We start from the raw sequence: 14,669 nt of genomic DNA, 5'->3' as shown, positions 1-14,669 counted from the left end.
GATATATCTCGAACACTCACACAGGAGAAGCACATGACCGAGAAGTGGCTCATCGCCCCGGGCGAGGAACGCGTCATCGACATCGAGTCCGTCACCCGCCTCAAGGTGGGCCTGGTCGGCGGACAGGTGGATGTCATCGCCCACGACGAACCCGGCATCCGCATCGAGGTGCACGGTGTCACCACCAAAGACCTCCGTATCGAGTCCCACGACGGCGAGGTCGAGATCGACCACCCGCAGTTGGGCTGGGACAACTTCCTCGAGGTGTTCCGCAACTTCGGCTCCGGTGGCCCCCGCGCCGAGGTGAGCGTGGCGGTCCCCCGCTCGATCGCCCTGACCCTCGGCGTGGTCAGTGCCGGTGCCCTGGTCTCGGGCATCCGCAACGACGCACGCCTGAACACCGTGTCCGGCGACATCATCGTCGACACCCTGATCGGCGACCTCACCGTCAACTCCGTCTCCGGCGATGTGCAGGTGCGCGGACTCACCGGTTCGATCAGCGCCAACAGCGTCTCCGGCGATGTCGCCGTCACCGGGGCCGTGCGCAAGGCGACGGTCGACATCGTCTCGGGCTCGACGCTCGTGGATGCGGCCGGCGACGTGAACACCATCAACGTCAACTCGGTCTCCGGCGGCACCACGGTGCGCCTCGACGAGTCACTCGCCGCGAACTACGTCATCCGGTCCCTGAGCGGTCGACTGCTCATCGACGGGATCGAGCGCAGCACCTCGGGCCCCAGCAACTACACCGGCACCACGGGGGAGCTCGCCGGGCGCTTCGTCGACCTGCGCGCGAACTCCGTCTCCGGTGGCGTCACCGTCCTCCGCCGCACCCCGGCCTCCATCACCGACGACGAGGAGTGGGAAGCATGACCCCGGCCGTCTTCTCGCACGGCGACCTCCGTCTGTACCTGCTGTCGCTCCTCGCCGAGGCGCCGCAGCACGGCTACGGCATCATCCAGTCGCTCACCGACCGCACCGGCGGCACCTACACGCCCAGCGCCGGGACCATCTACCCGCGCCTGGCGAAGCTCGAGGAGGAGGGCCTGGTCACGAAGACCGTCGACGGCCGCACCACGATCTACTCGATCACCGAAGCCGGCCGCGCGGAGCTCGCCTCGCGGGAGGGTGACCTCGCCGGGATCGAGGCCGGGATCACGGACTCCGTGCGCCTGATCGCCAGTGAAGTGCGCCAGAGCGTCCAGGACGCGATGAAGAGCCTCCGCGCCGACCTCGCCGCTGCCGAGAAGGGTGAACGCTCGGCCGCGAAGAGCCGGCCGCGCACGGAGAGCGACGACTCCCGACTCCTCAGTCGAGAGGAGATGCACCGAGCGGATGCCGTGGTCAACGCTTTCCGCGCCCGGGTGCGGACCGATCTGCGTACCCACCTCGCCAAGGGCGGCACCCTGTCGTCATCCGTCGTCACCGAGCTCGAGACGGCGCTCGACGAGGCCGCCCGCAACGTGACGGCAGCCCTCAGCGTCCGCGGATCCTGACCCCGCATCGCCCCCGCATCGCCCCCACCGATGCTCGACACCCCCTCTGATCGTCGACGCCCCCTCGCATTCCCGGGAATGCGAGGGGGCGTCGACGGTCAGGAGGGGTGTCGCCGCGTCACTCCGGCCAGATCTCCTTCTGGTCATCGGGCACCGTCTCACCGAGGGGCACGACCAGGATCGAGCGATGCTGCCGGTGGGCGAGGCGCGCTGCGACCGAGCCGGTGAAGAACTCCCTGATCGATTCGCCGATGCCGCGCTTGCGCGTGCCGACGACGATCAGCTGCGCATCCAGCTTGTTGGCGAGTTGCTTGATCGCCAGGGCCGGATCCCCGACGAGCTGGCGGGCGGTCCAGGTGATGTCCGCGCCGGCGAGCAACCTCGCAGCTTCGGCCTCGACCGCTTCGAACTCCGCGGCACCCGCATCGAAGTTGATGTCGATCGGCGCCGAGTGCACGTACCCGTCCGGGTCCTCGTAGGTCACGAAACGCGTGACATCGACGTGCGCGACGACGAGCGGCGCGCTCAGCAGACGCGCGTATCTCACGGCCTCATCGATCACGTGTCGGTCCTGGCCCGGTTGCATGCCGACGATGACGGCTTTCTGCAATGCCGCGTTCTGTGCGGCCTCGTCGGACGGAGTGGAGGTGTCGTCGGTCATGAAGATCGTTCCCTTCACCGGTCTGGCTTAGGCCAGAGCGTCTTACCCGCGTGCTATTCTGAATGCTACTCTTACCGGCTTCAGGCCGGTGTCGTGAAAAATGCCGCGGGCCTCGAATCCCGCCGCTTAACTCGTGAGGGGGTCTCGCGCATGGGCCGTGGCCGTCAGAAGGCGAAACACACCAAGATCGCCCGCGAACTCAAGGCGTACAGTCCGTCGGTGAACTACTCCGCTCTCGAGCGCGAGCTGGGTCACCCGACCGACGAAGACGCATATGTCGACAAGTGGGCGGATGACTATGCCGACGAAGACGAGGACGAACTAGAGAAGGCCTGACCGCCTGATCTGTTTCGAACACCCGCAGGCCATGCGGGTGTTTCGTCATGCCCGCCGCCTGTGAGGTGATCCTCGGCGACGGAGCGCTGTCCGTCATGCGCGGGTGTCGGCACCTGAGAAGATCTCCTCATGGCCCGCGTCGTCGCCCTCTACCGTCACCCGATCAAGGGGCTCACCCCCGAGCGCCGCGACGCCCTGACCGTGCAAGCCGACGGCCGGATCGCCGGAGACCGCGTTCTGGCGTTCCGGTTCGCGGATGCCGCCGTGCCGGAAGACCGGGACGGCCTGGACTACTGGCCCAAATCCAAGGGACTCGCGCTTCAGGACTTCCCCGCTCTCGCCGCCCTGCGCACCGGATATGACGACGAGACACGGCGCGTGCGGATCGAACACTCCGGCACGGTGCTCGTCGAGGCAGGACTCGACGACGATGGTCGGCGTGAGCTGACCGCAGCCCTGACCGAGTTCGTTCTGGCGAGCCCCGAAGGCCGTCGCCTCCGGCGGCCCGGTCGACTCCCGCTCGTGCTCGTCGGCGATGGGGAGACCTCGCGCTTTCAGGATCGTCCGCGCGGCTACGTCTCGGTGCATGGCCGGGGCAGCGTGCACGCACTGGGTGAAGCCCTCGGGATGAGCGTCGACGACCGACGCTTCCGTTCCAACGTGGTGATCGACGACAGTGCACCCTGGAGCGAGCTCGACTGGACGGGGGAGGTCCGCGTCGGCAGCGTCGTCTTCCAGGCAGCCGGGCTCATCGTGCGGTGCCTCGCGACCCATGCGAACCCGGACACCGGCGTGCGGGATGCCGCGGTGCTCACGACCCTCACGGGCTCCTTCGCACAGCCGGAGCCGACCCTCGGATGCCTGCTCCTCCCCGGCTGGACACCGTCGGATCACGGCCAGCCTCACACGGGCGGTGTGATCCGGGTCGGCGACGAGGTCCGCGCGGGGTGAGCAGGATCCGCGACCGCATGCCGTCGTGATGTCAGCGCTCCCTTTGTCGAGGCCATCTTGCGCCGAGTTCTCGTCATCCCAGGCTTGTGAGCGCAAACATTTTCTGATTTGATGTGCTTGTGATCGACGACGCCCCGGCGTCAGCCCCGGCCCAGGGCGGTCCGCATGAACCTGACCTCGAAGAGGAGAACAGCATGGCAATCGCCCCTCGCTTCACCCGCACCGCCGCGATCGTCGCGGTGGGTGCGGTGTCGGCCTTCGGCCTCGCCGCGTGCTCATCCGGCGATTCCGGTGACAGCAGCGCCGGCGGTGACCCCGTCACCATCGAGTACCTGCACCGCCTCCCCGATGGCGAAGGGATGACCCCCACCTCGGAGATCGTCGAGCGTTGGAACGCCGATCACCCCGACATCCAGGTGAAGGCGACGAAGTTCGACGGCAAGTCGAGCGACATGATCCTCAAGCTCGAGACCGACGTGAAGGCCGGCAACGGTCCCTGCCTCGCGCAGACCGGGTACTCCGAGGTGCCGCAGCTGTTCGTCAAGGGACTGCTGCAGGACGTCGCGGACGAGGCCAAGAAGTACGAAGACGACTTCTCGGCCGGGGCCTTCAGCGGCATGAAGGTCGGCGACGCGATCGTGGGCCTCCCGCAGGACACCGGCCCCCTCGTGTACTTCTACAACGAGGCCGAGTTCACGGCGCTGGGCCTCGACGCCCCGAAGACGCTGGACGATCTCACCGCCGACTCCGCCACAGCGTCGGCCGCCGGCAAGTACGTCACCGCCTTCACGCCCGACGAGGCGCAGAACTGGCTCTCCGCCCAGTCGGCCGCGGCCGGGGACACCTGGTTCACCACCGCCGGCGACGAGTGGAAGGTCGACGCCGAGGGCGACGGCTCCGAGCGTGTGGCCGCATTCTGGCAGGGACTGCTCGACAGCAAGCAGACGCTCGCGACCGAGCGCTGGGGCGAAGGCTTCACCGCCGCGCTCAACGACGGCAGCCTCATCGGCCATGTCGGAGCGGCATGGGAGGCCGGGTTCCTCCTCGACTCGCTCGACGGCACCCCGGCCGAAGGACAGTGGCGTGTGGCTCAGCTCCCCGACTTCGGCGCCGGCGCGATGAGCGGCCCCGACGGCGGCTCCGGCGTCTCCGTGATGAAGGGATGCGAGCACCCCGCCGAGGCCATGGAGTTCAACGCCTGGTTCAACACGCAGGTCGACGACCTCGCCTCCCAGGGTCTCGTCGTCGCCGCCAAGGGCGACGTGGAGACCCCCGAGAAGATGCTCCGTCAGTTCGGCGGTCAGGATGTGCTCGCCGAGCTCGGCACGGCGACCGAGAACCTGAACCCCGACTTCCCGTACGCCCCGGGCTTCTCGACGCTGTCGAAGATGAACGAGACCGCCGCCGCCGCGGTCGCCGGCACGGCGACGGTCGCCGACATCTTCACCACTGCGCAGGACACCGCCGTGGCCTCGCTGAAGGATCTCGGGCTCCCGGTCGCGGAGTGAGTCGGCGAGAAGGCATCATCGGATGATCGACGGCGGAGTGCACGCGCAATCGTGCACTCCGCCGTCGTCTTGAGGTCGAGAGGCGACACCATGGTCACAGTGACCGAAACACGAGGCGCGACTTCGGCACCGGCGCCGCGCATCCCCGCGGACCCCACCCGCCGACGGCGGTTCGGGACCCGACGCGAGGGTCTCACGGGATGGCTGTTCATGACGCCGTTCGCCGTGCTCTTCGTGCTGGTCTTCCTGGTGCCGATCATCGTGTCGATCCGATCGTCGTTCTTCGCGCAGGTTCCGGCGGGAGGCGGCCTCTACGGCGGCGGCGAACTCGTCGACACGTTCGTCGGCCTCGAGAACTTCGTCACCGCGGCGACCAACGGCGCCTTCTGGACGGGGATGGGGCGTGTGGTCCTCTACGCCGCCCTGCAGATCCCCGTGATGATCCTGCTGGCACTCGGTCTCGCCCTGCTGCTGGACTCCTTCATCGTGCGCCGCCCCACGCTCTTCCGGCTCTCGTTCTTCCTCCCCTACGCGGTTCCCGGCATCATCGCCGCCATGATGTGGCTCTACCTCTACACACCCGAGGTCTCGCCCTTCCTGCCCTTCCTCCCGGAAGGCACCGACTTCATGGCCCCGGGCACGATCCTGTTCTCGATGGCGAACATGACGACCTGGACCTACACGGGCTACAACATGCTGATCTTCCTGTCGGCGCTGCAGGCCGTTCCGCGCGACCTCTACGAAGCGGCTCGCCTCGACGGGGCCTCCGGCTTCCAGATCTCGATGCGCATCAAGGTGCCGCTCGTGCGCGGGGCCGCGCTCCTCGCCGTCCTGCTGTCGATCATCGGCACCATCCAGCTGTTCAACGAGCCGGTCGTGCTGCAGGCCGCGAACTCGTGGATGGGCAAGGACTTCACACCGATGATGCTCACCTACAACACGATGATGGGCGAGATCTCGCCGTCCGGCAGCGGTCCGGCCTCCGCCTACTCCCTGCTCATGGCTCTGATCGCGGGTGTGCTCGCGATCGTGTACGCGCTGCTCCAGCGCCGGAAGGGCGACGCATGACCACCACGCGCCTCCTCACCACCGCGACGTCATCACGACGACGCCCCCGCCGGCCGCGCGACGCGGATGCACCACCGCCGTCGATCGCTCCCACCCCCGTCGCACGCGCATTCGGCATCACCGCCCTCGTCGTCGCGACGCTGTACTTCCTCGTCCCGGTGTACTGGCTCGTCGTCGCGTCGACGAAGAACAACACCGACCTCACCTCGACCTTCGGCTTCTGGTTCGCCGACGGCAACCTCGCCGCCAACTACAGCAGCCTGATGGACTGGACCCAGGGCCTGTTCTGGCGCTGGGTCGGCAACTCGATGCTGTACTCCGTGAGCGCCGGCGTCATCGGCACGCTGTTCGCCGTGATGGCCGGCTACGCGATCGCGAAGTTCGCGTTCCCCGGCAAACGCCTCGCCGTCGGGGTCATCATGGCCGGGCTCCTGCTGCCGGTCGCGCTGCTGACCGTGCCGCTGTACATCGAGTTCCAGGCACTCGGCCTGACCAACACCGTCTGGGCGATCATCATCCCCTCGGCGGTGTCGCCGTTCGGCGTCTTCCTCGGGATGGTCTACGCGCAGTCGTCGGTGCCGACCGAACTGCTGGAGGCGGCCCGCATCGACGGCGCCGGAGAGGCCCGCATCTTCTTCACGATCGTGATGCGCCTGCTGGGGCCCGCGATGGTGACGATCTTCCTGTTCATCTTCGTGGCCACGTGGAACAACTTCCTGCTGCCACTGATGATGATCTCCAGCCAAGATCTGAAGCCCGTGACGCTCGGCCTGTACGGCATGGTGAGCTACTTCGCCCCCGACAAGGGAGCCGTCATGCTCGGCGCCCTGCTCGGTGTCATCCCGCTCGTGCTGCTGTTCTTCGCCCTGCAGAAGTACTGGCGTTCCGGGCTCGCCGCCGGCGCCGTGAAGGGCTGATCTTGGTCAGTCGGACGTGACAGGCACCTCGACGGTGCAGTGACCGGAGGCTGCGCGCGCCAGCCTCCGGTCATGCGTGAGCAGCGTGCACCCGAACACGCTCGCGAGCGCGACAGAGGCCGCGTCATAGGCCGTCACGTTCCGGCGCAGCGCCAGCACGTGCGGGACGAGCGGCAGCGTGGGGTGCAGCTCGACGCGGAGCCGCGCGAGGTCGATGGCCGCAGCCTCGAGCGCGGCCAGGAGTTCCGGCACAGTGGGGCGGGACGCGATGAGCGCCAGCTCAGATCATCCTGATCCCCAGGGTGCGCTCGCCGCGCGGCGCCAGAGGGCGGCGGCCGGGGAATCGGTAAACCCGATATCGTCCGCCGTCGTGCAGGACGCTTCTTCGTGCACACAGACGACCGGCCCGGAGGGGAATCCTCCGGGCCGGTCGTGTGTGTGCGGGTCGGTCAGCTGTGGCGGCGTCTCCGCAGCCACAGGGCCAGACCCAGGCCGATCGCCGCGAGGCCCGCGAACGCCGCGCCCGCCCAGATCGCCCCCTCCGCACCGGTGGAGGCGAGGTCACCGCCACTCCCGGCCGCCGCGGTCACCGCGAGGTCACCCCGCGCCAGCTCGACGCCCTGCGCATCGGTCGCAACGAGCGCGTGCGCGCCGGCCGGCGTCGCCGCGGGGATCGTGACGGTGGCGACGGCATCACCGTCGGCCGAGATCGTCACCTCACCGATGCGGACCGGCTCGGAATGCAGCCACAGCTGCACCAGCGCGTCGGGATCGAATCCGCTCAACTGCACGGTCAGGCTGGCGCCGGCGACGACCGATCCGATGGCTGCGGTGATGGTCGCCTTCTTCCCCGGCTTCGCCTTCTTGACCTTCAACGGAGCGCTGGCGAGCTCCGCGCCGGCCGCATCCTGCACGATCACCCGGTGCGTGCCCACAGAGGCGTTCGTCGGGATCAGCAGTCGCGTCGTCAGCGCGCCCTGCGCATCGACCGTGGCACCGCTCAGCCGGGCGTCGTCGAGCCAGACCGACACGGTGGACTCCGGAGCGAAGCCCGTGAGCGCGATGCCCACCGTCTCTCCCGCCCGCACCGAGTCGGCGTCAAGACCGAGCTTCGGGTCGATCACCGGGTTGCAGCCGCTCAGATCGTCGTCCGGCCGCGTCGCGGGAGCATGACCGCTCTGCGGGGTCGACGAACCGTACACGGCCATCTCCGCGACGGCCGCGAACTGCGTGCCCGAGATGGACGACGTGGCGGTCACGCGGATGTAGCGCCCTGTGGTCTCCGCGAAGTCCACGTCCTGCCACTCGGCGACGTTCTGCCACTCGCCCGAGACGACGGGCGTGTACGTCTGCCCGTCGGTCGACACCGCGACCTCGTAGCCCTTGATCGGACCGTTCTGGTTGGCGCCGCGGCGCAGGTACGAGATGCCGTCCACCTGCTCGGCGGCGCCCAGGTCGAAGGTCAGCACGTGCGGGTACGACGTCGCCGCCGAACTCCACCGACTGTGCCAGAACGTGCCCGCATTCCCGTCGAGCATGTTCACGGCCGCACCGTTCTCCCCGGATGTCTCCTCGGAGCTCGCCGTCACGGAGATCTGCGCGTTGGGGATGCGAGCCCGTGAGGACACCGACACCTCCTGCGTCGTCACGACCGTGCGCACATCGCAGTCCGCGAGATACGTCGCCGCGATCCCGATGCCGACCGTCGTGCCCGCGGCCTCCGCCGGCGCGGTGACCAGCCACGTGGTGTCCACGCTGTCCCCGGGCTCGACCTTCTCGAACAGGTTCGACGAGTCGTCGGCGACCTCGACCGCGTACCCCTCCGGCACCTCGAGCTGCACGCCGATGTTCTCGACGGCGAGGGACTCGCTGTTGGTGAAGGTGGTCGTGAACGCGGTCTGCGCGCCGGGGCTCAGGACGCCCGCCTCCGCAGACACCGTCGCACACGGGGTGCCGCCGGTCGTCGGGCCGAGGTCTGTGACCGTGAAGTCGTCCAGCACGAAGTCCACGTCCGGTCCCCCGACGCGTTCGAGTCCGACCCAGGTGTAGTCGCCGCATCCGACGATCACATCCTGCGAGAACTCCGCCGTCTCCAACGCCTGCGTGATCCCGGTGCGGCTGAGCGTGGTCGAGGTGACCGTGCCGCCCGCCACCGCATCCGTGCCGGTGAGCCAGCGGTATGCGCCGCTCGCGCCGACCTGGTAGTCGAATCCGATCCGGTACGAGTGCCCCGCCTGCAGCGGAACGAGTGTCGGATCGGTGCGATAGACGACCCCGCTGTTCTCGGAGTGCGACATGAGCGAGTGGTCGCGCTCAGCGTCGTATCCACCGCGAGCCCCGCGAGCGCGCCCGCGTCGAACGGCTTGGCGGTGCTGCGCCACTCGCTGCTCGTGTACGGATCGTGTCGGCGCGAGATGCTCGTGCGCGGGTCGTCGATCCCATTGGCGTTGCCCTTCACGAACGGGCCCCACCCGGCCTCGTTGCCCTCGAAGTCGTTCGAGTACACCGTGCCGGCCGCGAACGGTGCGGTCGTGTCGCGCGAGACCCGGGCGTTGTCGATCCGGACCTTCGCGTCACCCGCGACGGCACCGACGGACACGGTGACCTCACCGGACGCCGGGGCCAGGAACGACGTCGACCCGCGCTGGTAGTACTGACCCGCCTTGGAGTCGGCGCGCATGTAGTTGTACGTCGGTGAGAGGTTCCAGGTGCGGGTCACGGCACCGGAACCGGTGTCGACCGAGACGCTCACGTCGCGGGTCGCGGTCGGATCGATCTGCACCTGCGCCGAGAACGCGTATCGCTGCCCGGGGGTGAGCCCGGTCACGGTCTGCGAGATCGACGAGGCGGCCGCACCGAACACGGCGACGTTGTCACCCCGGGACTCGTTCTTCGCGCTGCCGAGGTCGGTGCGCTCGATCGACACATCGCCCTGGGGATTCCAGACGTCGAGCGAACCGGAGTTGAACCCCGGGTCGTCGAGACCGGCGTCGTGGTACTCGACCGCCGCGCGCTGGGCACCACCCTGCGGCACCACGACGTAGGCCGTGCCCTCGTCTCCGCTGAGCGTGAGCTCGCCGCCTGCCGCATTCGCGGTGCCGACCTTGACGCGCCCCTGGTCTCCCAGCTCGAACACGTCGAAGGCGGTGTTGCCGCGGAACGCCTCGGTGAGCCCGAACGTCTCCTCGCCTCCCGACGCCGAATAGAAGTACATCTTGTCGGCGTCGACCGGGGAACCTGCCTCCTCGTTGGAGGACAGCGACTGCCAGGGCAGCAGGTAGGAGTCACCGCGCAGCACCGTGGCGCCGTCCATCGTGATGACCCTGGCGCTGCCGTCGATGCGCACCGCGACGTCGTCGGTCAGCGTCGCCTCGGCACCCGCCTCATACGTGAGCAGGTCGAAGTGCTGGAGGAACTTGGTCGGCAGGCTCTGGGTCCAGATGTTGTCGACGAAGCCGTCCCAGTTGCGGTTTCCGACCCAGCCCTCGGCGTCGACGAGTCGCTGCTGCCCGAGGAGCGCATCGTCGTTCCAGACGTCGGCCTGTCCGTTCTGGATGAAGCGCACCATCGTGGAGTTGATGCCCTTGTTGGTCACCCCGCCGTAGCTGAGGTCGTTCGGCCAGTGCGACCAGACCGTGCTGTCGACGAACTTGTCACCCCACTCGGTGGCGACCTCGAGGTCCATGCTGTTGAGCTCGTCTGCGAGCTCTTCGGCGACCCTCCCGTTCGAGTAGTACACGTCGATGTAGACGCCGCTGAGACCGGGGACCTCGTCCCGCAGCTGCTGGAAGCGGTCGAGCACCCGTCCGGTGCCGAGGTCGGTCTGCTGGTTGATGTAGTACGACTGGTCGAGCCAGTTCCAGCCCGGCTTGTACGGGGCGGCGCCGTCGAGGATCGCGGAGTCGAAGGCGTTCGCCTGCGGATAGATCTCGGTGGCGTTGACGTGCACGCTCATGTCGGCGTTGAGCTTCGCGCCCTCGTCGACGAGGGTGTTCAGGTCGGAGAGGCCGCCCGCCCGCTCGTTGTAGTTTCCGCCGTAGTCGGTGTTCGCCGAGTCGTGGCCTTCACTGCCGTAGCCCTTGTTGAGCACCCACTGGCCGAGACCGTCGGTCTGGTTAGCGATGCGCTTGGTGTTGTCGAGGACCAGGTCGAAGTAGTTCGTCGCACTGGAGGCGAAGTTGAAGGGGATGCGACTGACCACGCGCTCGGCGACCCGATCGGCGCCGAGACGAGGGGTGTCGACCTCGCGGTAGCGGATCGCGCCGTCCTGCCAGTCGACCTTCGCGTCGCCGTTGCGGTCCGCCGCGAGGAGGACGGAGACCTTCGGAAGGGCGTAGGTGGTCACCCGGCTGTCCACCGCCGTGGTCGGGTGGATCAACCACGCGCTGGAACCGATCTCGGCCGTGCGTCCCGCCGCCTCGGTGATGCGTGTGGTCAGGCGCGTGTTCCACGACGCCGTGCCGCCGGAGGCCTGGGTCGTCGCGTTGGTGATCACGCTGCCGATGAGCGCGCCGTTGCCGAGGAAGGCGAAGGCCGCCCCCTTCTGGCCGGTCGCCGTCGAAGCGCTCACCGCGATGTGCTCGTCGGCGTTCTTGGTGCTGTCGGGGCTGATCACCGTGCGATCGAGCACCGACCCGGCATCCGCGGCGGTCGCCGAGAGGAAGGCGTTGTCCGGAAGCCCCAGAGTGGTCACGGCTGCCGTCCCCTCGACCGCGGTGACCTCGAAGCCGACGGTTCCGTCCTCCGCGACGCGGATGCTGCTGCGCACGGTGACGTCGATGCCCGTCAGTGTCGACACATAGTCGATCCCGGTGGCGGACGGCGTCGACGTGGTCTCCGACGCGTAGGTCGTGCCGTTCACCGACCAGGTCTTGGCCGAGGTGCGCTGGCCGGCGATGCTCTCACTCCCCACGCGATACTGCGTGATGCGAGGGAACTCGGTCGAGACGACCGCCGTGGTGCCGCCGGCGGCGATCTCGACGGTCTCATCCGTGTCCGGCTCCTCCGGCTCGGTGACGATCGGGGGCAGCTCCTCGTCGGAGAGCACCTCGATCTCGCCGGCCCCGCCGCCGGTGGTTCCCTGCGCGTCGATCACGAGCAGCGCCACGTAGCGGCCGTCCTTGGCAGCGTCCAGCGTGATGCGCTGCTTCTCGTCGTTCGCGGTCGGAGCATGCAGCACCGCCGTGCCCGAGGCCGCACCCCATCCGCCGTCGGCCGGCGAGTTGCGGGCGACATCGGGATCGTCCGTCACGTAGACCTCGACCGTCTTCGCAGCCACGGCCTGGCCCCGCTTGACCGAGTAGTCGAGGGCCTTCACCGAGAGCGAGCGCTGCAGGTCGACGACGATCCAGTGCGGGAACGGCGCGTTCGCGGTGTAGCGCGAGGTCCACTGCGTCGCGAAATCGCCGTCGAAGGCGCCGAGAGCGGTGCCGTCGAGCGAGGGCGGCGCCGGGTACGGGTCCGATTCACTCGACACCGCGTGCAGTCGGTAGTCGGCTTTCGGGACCGGGATCAGCTCGGCGGCCTGCGCGGCCGGCGCCTGGGTGAGCACACCGCCGAAGGCGAGTGCCGTCGCCAGCAGCGAGCTGAGGGCGACGGTAGCGCGGGGCGGTCGGGAAGGTTTCGACACGTCTTGCCTCTCGGTCGAGCGGCGGCCGGGAGCACAGACGCCCCGGTGCGCCGCAGATGATCATCGACGACCCTCATCGATGTTTGCGCTATCACACTAGACGCGTGGATGCCTTAATATCAAGCATCAAGCGAGCAGAAGCGCAAACATTTGCGAGAAGTGCCGTGCACAGATGAGAAGAACAGACGAGAAGAGCCGCCCCACACCCTCGGTGCAGGACGGCTCTCGTGGCGTCCGGATCAGGAGCCGATGAACTCCTCGGTCTCCCCGAACGACGGTTCTTCACGGATCTCGACGGTCACCCCGAGGACATCGGTGTCGAGCACGACGATCTCGTTGCGGCCGGCCTTCCACAGCGGCGCCGGCGCGTAGAGCGTCTCCTGCGGACCGACCTTCCAGTACCTGCCGAGGAGGAAGCCGTTCAGCCAGACCATCCCCTTGGCACCGCCGGGGAAGGCGAGCCAGGCATCGAGCGGCTCGGCGACATCGAGGGAGGCGATGGCCACACCATCCGTTGCGTCGGTCGCGTCGGTCGCGGCGGTGGGGAGAGCCGGTACCTCCTGGGGAACCACGCGATGCGTCCAGCCGTTCACGAGCCGACGGCCGATCATCACGCCGCGCATGATGCCCTTGCCCTCGCCCGTGTACGGCCCGTAGTTGATCCGTCCGAGGCTCTCGACGAGGATCGTGAGTCGTCCCATCCCGCCGTCAGCGGGCAGAGCGAGAGAGGTCTCGCCGTCGCGCTCCAGCACGCCGAGGCGCCGCTCGTCGAGGAACACCACGGCACGGTCGTGCAGCCCGTCGACCGTGAGCGTCGCGTCGGCGGGGAAGGACACGTCCGCCTCATACGCGACGAGGCCGTCTTCCGCACCGAGCTCCTCGAACGTACGCGGTCGCGGCGAGACGTCACCGGCCACGGGGAGCGAAGCGATCAGCCCGAGCAGGGATGCGCGCGGCTCGAGCGGCGTGGTCGCCGCGCCCTGCCGCCGCGGCGCACCGGGAACCGGGGGGAGCTCACCCGCATGGAACGGCGCGAACAGCGCACGGAGCGCGTGGAACTTCTCGGTGAGCGTTCCGTCTTCGCCGATCGGTGCGTCCGAGTCGTAGCTGGTGACGGTCGGCTGCAGGACCTGGTCGTGGTTGGCCCCGTTCCAGAGGCCGAAGTTGGTGCCACCGTGCGCCATGTACAGGCTCACCGATCCGCCGGCGGTCAGCAGCTCCTCGATCGTGCCCCCGGCGCTCGCGGCGGACCGCACGTGGTGCCGCTCCCCCCAGTGGTCGAACCAGCCACCCCACAGCTCGCTGCACATGAGCGCATCACCCTCGCGGCGCAGTTCCACGGCCCTCGCGACCCCGGTGCCGAACGTGAAGGTCGCCAGGGCCCCGGCGACACTGCCGTGCTCGATCATGTCGCCCGTGATGCCGTCGGCGGTGGTGAGCATCTCGACCATCCCGCGGCGGCGGAGCCCGTCCCGCAGGTGTGCGAGGTAGTCGGCGTCACTGCCGAACGACCCGTACTCGTTCTCGATCTGGATCGCGACGATCGGCCCGCCGTGCGAGGCCTGGAGCGGAACGAGCCGGGGGATCAACCGGTCGTACCAGGCGTCCACCGCGGCGAGGAAGCCGTCATCGCTGGTGCGCAGCGCCGCAACGCGCCCGGACAACCAGGACGGGATGCCGCCGTTGGACCACTCGGCGCAGATGTAGGGACTGGGGCGGAGGAAGACATCCAGACCCACTTCTCCGGCCAGGCGGATGAAGCGCTCGATGTCACGCCATCCGTCGAAGCGGACGTCGCCCTCGACGCGCTCGTGGAAGTTCCACGCGACATAGGTGTCGACCGTGTTCGCGCCCATCGCCGCGAGTCGGCGGAGACGGTCCTCCCACAGGTCGGGGTGCACCCGGAAGTAGTGGATCGAGCCCGCGAGGATGCGGTGCGCGACACCGTCGCGGAGGATCTCCCCGTCGCGCCAGGACAGGGTGGGCGCGCCGATCGGCGTCGCGGTGGCCGAGGCGTCGACGGCAACGGAAGAGCCGTCGAGAGCCGAGGCGAGAAGGTCAGGCATAGCGCTCCAAGCACGAGTGTTTGCGTTCACATTATCG

General features: G+C 68.5%; 11 protein-coding genes and 1 pseudogene. 7 read left to right on the top strand and 5 right to left on the bottom strand.

Features of this window, described 5'->3' with window-relative positions; all coding sequences use genetic code 11:
• Nucleotides 1-33 precede the first annotated feature (33 nt).
• Together FGL91_RS06990 and FGL91_RS06985 are read left to right on the top strand one after the other, a co-directional pair.
• On the top strand, nt 34-873 hold the full coding sequence (locus tag FGL91_RS06990) for a DUF4097 family beta strand repeat-containing protein (RefSeq protein WP_047522963.1): 840 nt from the start codon (nt 34-36) through the stop codon (nt 871-873).
• Complete coding sequence (locus FGL91_RS06985; RefSeq protein ID WP_047522962.1) at nt 870-1,496, top strand: PadR family transcriptional regulator; 627 nt, start codon at nt 870-872, stop codon at nt 1,494-1,496. Before FGL91_RS06990 ends, FGL91_RS06985 begins: the two co-directional genes overlap by 4 nt.
• A gap of 118 nt (nt 1,497-1,614) precedes the next feature.
• On the opposite strand, the gene FGL91_RS06980 is transcribed toward FGL91_RS06985, so the two are convergent.
• On the bottom strand, nt 1,615-2,157 hold the full coding sequence (locus tag FGL91_RS06980; RefSeq protein ID WP_047522961.1) for a universal stress protein: 543 nt from the start codon (nt 2,155-2,157) through the stop codon (nt 1,615-1,617).
• A 150-nt stretch (nt 2,158-2,307) separates the two neighbouring features.
• Here FGL91_RS06980 and FGL91_RS06975 point away from each other — a divergent pair, with 150 nt between their 5' ends.
• The 5 genes from FGL91_RS06975 (at nt 2,308) to FGL91_RS06955 (ending at nt 6,937) form a co-directional block, all read left to right on the top strand.
• Nucleotides 2,308-2,493, top strand: a complete 186-nt coding sequence (locus FGL91_RS06975) for a DUF3073 domain-containing protein (RefSeq protein ID WP_029259537.1) — start codon at nt 2,308-2,310, stop codon at nt 2,491-2,493.
• Between the two features lie 129 nt (nt 2,494-2,622).
• The gene (locus FGL91_RS06970; RefSeq protein ID WP_153243451.1) at nt 2,623-3,444 is read left to right on the top strand and encodes an MOSC domain-containing protein; all 822 of its coding nucleotides are present in this window, start codon (nt 2,623-2,625) and stop codon (nt 3,442-3,444) included.
• Between the two features lie 194 nt (nt 3,445-3,638).
• Entirely contained in the window at nt 3,639-4,952 is a 1,314-nt protein-coding gene (locus tag FGL91_RS06965; protein ID WP_153243450.1) for an ABC transporter substrate-binding protein, read from the top strand.
• 90 nt (nt 4,953-5,042) lie between these two features.
• Complete coding sequence (locus FGL91_RS06960; protein ID WP_131492091.1) at nt 5,043-6,020, top strand: carbohydrate ABC transporter permease; 978 nt, start codon at nt 5,043-5,045, stop codon at nt 6,018-6,020.
• Complete coding sequence (locus tag FGL91_RS06955; protein WP_153243449.1) at nt 6,017-6,937, top strand: carbohydrate ABC transporter permease; 921 nt, start codon at nt 6,017-6,019, stop codon at nt 6,935-6,937. Before FGL91_RS06960 ends, FGL91_RS06955 begins: the two co-directional genes overlap by 4 nt.
• A gap of 6 nt (nt 6,938-6,943) precedes the next feature.
• Here the strand turns inward: FGL91_RS06955 and FGL91_RS06950 are convergent, their stop codons facing one another.
• The 4 genes and pseudogenes from FGL91_RS06950 to FGL91_RS06940 form a co-directional block, all read right to left on the bottom strand.
• Entirely contained in the window at nt 6,944-7,216 is a 273-nt protein-coding gene (locus FGL91_RS06950) for a type II toxin-antitoxin system VapC family toxin (protein ID WP_323131588.1), read from the bottom strand.
• Nucleotides 7,217-7,386: 170 nt separating this feature from the next.
• A complete protein-coding gene (locus FGL91_RS19250; RefSeq protein WP_265491516.1) occupies nt 7,387-9,234 on the bottom strand; it encodes a discoidin domain-containing protein in 1,848 nt (615 codons plus the stop codon).
• Between the two features lie 137 nt (nt 9,235-9,371).
• Nucleotides 9,372-12,413, bottom strand: a pseudogene (locus tag FGL91_RS06945) (endo-alpha-N-acetylgalactosaminidase family protein); the annotation flags it as partial.
• A gap of 392 nt (nt 12,414-12,805) precedes the next feature.
• A complete protein-coding gene (locus FGL91_RS06940; RefSeq protein ID WP_153243448.1) occupies nt 12,806-14,632 on the bottom strand; it encodes a glycoside hydrolase family 35 protein in 1,827 nt (608 codons plus the stop codon).
• Nucleotides 14,633-14,669: the final 37 nt, after the last annotated feature.

This window comes from Microbacterium sp. CBA3102 (assembly GCF_007954505.1).
Lineage (GTDB): Bacteria > Actinomycetota > Actinomycetes > Actinomycetales > Microbacteriaceae > Microbacterium > Microbacterium aurugineum.
The sequence above is the reverse complement of the archived record's forward strand: the minus strand, read 5'-3'. Positions and strand labels throughout refer to the sequence as shown.

Coding starts and splice junctions, on each gene's coding strand:
- FGL91_RS06980 (WP_047522961.1), bottom strand. CDS start 2,157: ATGACCGACGACACCTCCACTCCGTCCGACGAGGCCGCACAGAACGCG.
- FGL91_RS06990 (WP_047522963.1), top strand. CDS start 34: ATGACCGAGAAGTGGCTCATCGCCCCGGGCGAGGAACGCGTCATCGAC.
- FGL91_RS06965 (WP_153243450.1), top strand. CDS start 3,639: ATGGCAATCGCCCCTCGCTTCACCCGCACCGCCGCGATCGTCGCGGTG.
- FGL91_RS06960 (WP_131492091.1), top strand. CDS start 5,043: ATGGTCACAGTGACCGAAACACGAGGCGCGACTTCGGCACCGGCGCCG.
- FGL91_RS06970 (WP_153243451.1), top strand. CDS start 2,623: ATGGCCCGCGTCGTCGCCCTCTACCGTCACCCGATCAAGGGGCTCACC.
- FGL91_RS19250 (WP_265491516.1), bottom strand. CDS start 9,234: ATGTCGCACTCCGAGAACAGCGGGGTCGTCTATCGCACCGATCCGACA.
- FGL91_RS06955 (WP_153243449.1), top strand. CDS start 6,017: ATGACCACCACGCGCCTCCTCACCACCGCGACGTCATCACGACGACGC.
- FGL91_RS06985 (WP_047522962.1), top strand. CDS start 870: ATGACCCCGGCCGTCTTCTCGCACGGCGACCTCCGTCTGTACCTGCTG.
- FGL91_RS06975 (WP_029259537.1), top strand. CDS start 2,308: ATGGGCCGTGGCCGTCAGAAGGCGAAACACACCAAGATCGCCCGCGAA.
- FGL91_RS06940 (WP_153243448.1), bottom strand. CDS start 14,632: ATGCCTGACCTTCTCGCCTCGGCTCTCGACGGCTCTTCCGTTGCCGTC.